At 74.4% G+C, this 3,882-nt stretch carries 4 protein-coding genes; all 4 read right to left on the bottom strand.

Going from position 1 to position 3,882, the window contains the following annotated elements; all coding sequences use genetic code 11:
- Positions 1-77: 77 nt before the first annotated feature.
- The 4 genes from ACWGKU_RS40685 to ACWGKU_RS40670 all read right to left on the bottom strand — a co-directional run bounded on the left by ACWGKU_RS40685 (position 78) and on the right by ACWGKU_RS40670 (position 3,716).
- Complete coding sequence (locus ACWGKU_RS40685) at positions 78-1,217, bottom strand: LPXTG cell wall anchor domain-containing protein (protein WP_452179066.1); 1,140 nt, start codon at positions 1,215-1,217, stop codon at positions 78-80.
- A gap of 374 nt (positions 1,218-1,591) precedes the next feature.
- Positions 1,592-2,170, bottom strand: a complete 579-nt coding sequence (locus ACWGKU_RS40680; protein WP_452179067.1) for a flavodoxin family protein — start codon at positions 2,168-2,170, stop codon at positions 1,592-1,594.
- Between the two features lie 132 nt (positions 2,171-2,302).
- The gene (locus ACWGKU_RS40675) at positions 2,303-3,184 is read right to left on the bottom strand and encodes an NAD(P)-dependent oxidoreductase (RefSeq protein ID WP_359897775.1); all 882 of its coding nucleotides are present in this window, start codon (positions 3,182-3,184) and stop codon (positions 2,303-2,305) included.
- Positions 3,185-3,290: 106 nt separating this feature from the next.
- Positions 3,291-3,716 (bottom strand): YunG family protein, encoded by a 426-nt coding sequence (locus tag ACWGKU_RS40670; protein WP_359897774.1) that lies wholly within the window; start codon positions 3,714-3,716, stop codon positions 3,291-3,293.
- Positions 3,717-3,882 lie beyond the last annotated feature (166 nt).

Genomic DNA, 3,882 nt, shown 5'->3' with positions numbered 1-3,882 from the left:
GCGTGCCCGGGAACGCCGGGAGGGCCGGGCCGGCATCAGCCGCGGCCCGGCCCTCCCGGGCGTCGGTGCGTTGCGGGTCAGCCCTGCTGGGCGGACTTGCGGCGGCGCAGCACCACGAGGGTGCCGACACCGGCCGCCAGGACGGCGCCGCCGGCGGCCGCGATGGCGGTGGTGTTGTCACCGCCACCGGTCTGGGCCAGGGCCTTGTCGCTGCCGTCCGCGGCGGCCTTGGCCTTGTCGACGGCGGCCGGGGTCAGCGGCGGCGGGGTGATGACCGGGGGCACGACCGGGAAGTCGATCGGGCCCGCGGCGTCGCCGCTGCTCTCGGCCGGGGCCGGGGCGGTGGCCGAGCCGGAGGGCTCGCCGGTGGCCGGGGTGGTCGGCTTCTCGGTGGGCTTCTCGGTCGGCTTCTCGGTCGGCTTGCCGGTGGGCGTCTCGGTCGGCTTCTCCGTCGGCGTGGCGGTCGCGGTGGCCGACGAGGAGCTGCTCGCGGTCGGGCTGGGCTTGCCCGTCTGGGTCGGGGTCGGGCTGGGCTTGCCGGTCTGCGACGCGGTGGGCGTCGGGGACGGCTTGCCGCCGCCGTGCGCCTTGATGACGAAGCCCACGCCGCCTTCGCAGCTGAGGTGGCCGTTGTCGACCGGCTGGTGGCTGGAGTCGTCGAGCTCGGCGGCGAAGACGACCGGGACGACGCCGGCCCGGCCGAGCGGGGCACCGTCGGTGAAGGACGCCCGGACCTTGATCGGGACGTTCTTGCCGCGGTTCACCCCGAGCAGGTCGTCGGCGACCGGGTTGCCGGCCCCGTCGAGGGTGCCGAGCATCATCAGGACGGAGTCGTTCTTCTCCCCGCTCTGGTCGGGGGCGACCACGGCGGTCTGCCACTCGCCCCCGGGGAGCCGGTACTGGACCTTGAGGTCCTTCGCCTGGAGCGAGCCCGCCTTGTTCTTGAACTTGAGCAGCGGGATGAAGACGAAGTCGTGCTTCGTCCTGTTGTCGACCTTGAAGGTGAACTCGCGGGCGTCACCGCCGGCGATGAAGGTGCCGGGCACGCCGTTCAGCGAGAGGTCGAGGCTCGCGTGCGACGCCTTGTCGGCCTGCTGCGCGGCGGCGGACGGGGTGCCGGTGGCACCGACGGCCATGGCGCCCTGGGCGCCGGCCAGGACGAGCGAGGACGCGAGCGCGACGGCTCCGGCAAGGGCAAGACTGCGACGTATGGACAAGGAGACCTCACGGAAGTGTCCGGGCGAGGCCCGGGGCGCGAGGGGGCGGCCGCAGACGCCACGTACCCCCCGCGAAGCTGAAAGTCCGACGGAGAGTACCGAACGACCCGACCGGTCCGGAAGGCGGGTGGCACGCTACGAATCGAACCGGGGGGCGAAGTGCCCGAATCATCCAACTCTGGCCACTGGTAAGGCTTTTGCACCTTGCCCCGAGTCGACCGCCGGGGTGCCGCGTGACGGGTACACGTCCGAAGGACGGTAGCGCACGGCCCCCGGCGGCGGGGGCGGCCGGGGGCGGACGCGCGCGACGCCCTGTCGGCCGGGGCAGCCGTAGCCGTCGGTGCCGCGCTGCGCGGGCGGACCCGGCCCGGGGTTCAGTCCGCGAAGAACGACTTGGCCGCGATCACCGCCCGCTCGTCGTCCAGCACCTCGCCCGGGCGGCTGCCGTTGCCGAGCAGCACCCCGCCCCAGCGCATCCCCATGTACTCGGCGGTCAGCCGGAGGGTGCCGATCAGCGGCTCGGCCTTGTCGTCCTCGGTGGCGAGCGCGGTGACGCCCCAGAGCGTGCCGCCGCCCAGCCGGGCCTTGAGGTTCACCCCGGGCACCCGCATCCAGGCCGACCAGTGGTCGAGGTAGAGCTTGGCGCTGGTCGGCAGCGAGTACCAGTACAGCGGCGCGACGAAGACCAGGTCGGTGGCCGCCAGGGTCGCGTCCAGCAGCGTCCGCTCGTGGCCGGCCGGCTCGGGGTAGCTGCCGTCGCCGGTGTGCCGCAGGTCCCGGAAGGGCGGCAGCGGGTGCTCGTCGAGGCGCAGCCAACGCTGCTCGGCACCGGCCGGCAGGCTCGACCCTGCGGCCAGCCGGGCGAGCCGGGCCGAGTTGCCGTCGGCGCGGGCGCTGGCGTCGAGGAACAGGAAACGGCGCGGTGCCCCGGCGCCGGACGGCTGATCGGCCATCAGGACTCCTCCGTCGTGCATACGGTGCGGACCCAGGAGTGAGCAGCCCCCGAACGCCGGTTTATTCCGCGCCCATGCCAAAGCGCGGGCGCGGAGCACCGGGCGCGGACCGGGGGGCGGCCCGGCCGACGGTCAGTCGGGCAGTCCGGCCCGGCGGCGGGCGACGGCCGCGACGGCCGCCCAGTCCTTGTCCCCGTCGCCGTGGGCCAGCGCGTCCAGGAAGGCGTCCCGCAGGATGCTGCCGAACGGCAGCGGAACGTTGCGCGCGGCCCCCGCTTCCAGCGCGAGGCCGACGTCCTTGAGTCCGAGCGGCAGCCGGAACCCCGCCGGCTCGTAGCGGCGCTCGGCCACCATCGAGCCGTAGCCGCTGTGGATCGGCCCGGGGAAGAGCGTCCCGCTGAGCATCTCCACCAGGTCGGTCGGCCGGACGCCGTGCGCCTCGGCCAGACTGCACGCCTCGGCCATCGACTCGATCGCGCAGGCGATCAGGAAGTTGGCACTGATCTTGGCCGTGTTGGCCTGCCGGGGGCTCTCACCGAAGTGCCAGGTGCGCTCGCCCATCGCGGCGAACAGCGGCTCGGCCCGTTCCAGCAGTTCGGGCGCGCCCGCGACCAGGATGTTCAGCCGTCCCTCCGCCGCGACCGGCGGACGGCCGAGGACGGGCGCGGCGACGTAGCCGATGCCGTGCTCGGCGTACCGCTCCTCGGCCCGCTCGGCGAGCGCGAGCGAGACGGTGGCCATGTTGACGTGCAGGGTCGCCGCGGCGCCGGCCAGCAGCGCGGGGTCGAGCAGCCGCTCGACCGCCGTGTCGTTGGCGAGCATGGAGACCACCGTGTCGGCGGCGAACACCTCGGCGAGCGAGTCGGCCGCCTCCGCGCCCTCGGCCACCATGGCGGCCACCGGCCCGGGCGAGCGGTTCCAGACCCGTACGGTGTGGCCGGCCCGCAGCAGGCTGCCGGCCATGCCGCGCCCCATCGAACCCAGCCCCACGAAGCCGATCGTCCGCCCGGTCATCCCCGCACTCCCGTCGCCGCACCTGCTCGTACACGACCGACTGTACGTCAGAACGCCCGCGGGCCGACCGGTGAACCGGGCGGCGCACCGGCGGCCGGGCAGCGGCTCACGCGCAGGCGCGGGCCGGCATCCGGGTGCGGTCGTCGGCCGCCCCGCGCTCCAGTTCGGCGACCACCCGGCCGCGCAGCAGCTCGTACTGGGCCTGGAGCCGGCCGGGGCGGGCCGGCCGGGCCACCGGGCGGCCGGGGCCGACCAGTTCGTCCGGCCCGAACTGCTCACGGGTGAGGTCGATCTCGAAGCCGGTGGCGAAACGGTTCCACCAGTGGAGGTCCGTCCGCACCCCGTCGACGTACACCTCGCCCATCATGAGCTCGCCGCCGAGCAGGTCGTGCACCACCATCGCCGTCACCCCGCACTGGCCGCGGGCGGGATTGTCGGGACGCCAGTGGGCCAGATCCTCGGGCGCACAGGTGTCGACACCCCAGGAGGAGCGGATCGCACGTTCGATGTCGTTGAGGGTCCACGCCGTCATACCGGGAAGCCTGCCACGCGCCACTGACAGTGGCACCGGCTTTTCGAAGGGTCATCCCGTGTTCTGCGGCGACCCTCCCGGTGTTCACCCGAACGAGACCATGACCCGGCCGCCGGCCCTCCCCTCGCGCGGGGCGGGCCGGCGGCCGGGCTCACGTCACTTCGCC

The sequence above is a fragment of the Kitasatospora sp. NPDC054768 genome, assembly GCF_053612025.1.
Note: the sequence above shows the minus strand (reverse complement) of the source record. Positions and strands in the feature narration are given on the sequence as shown.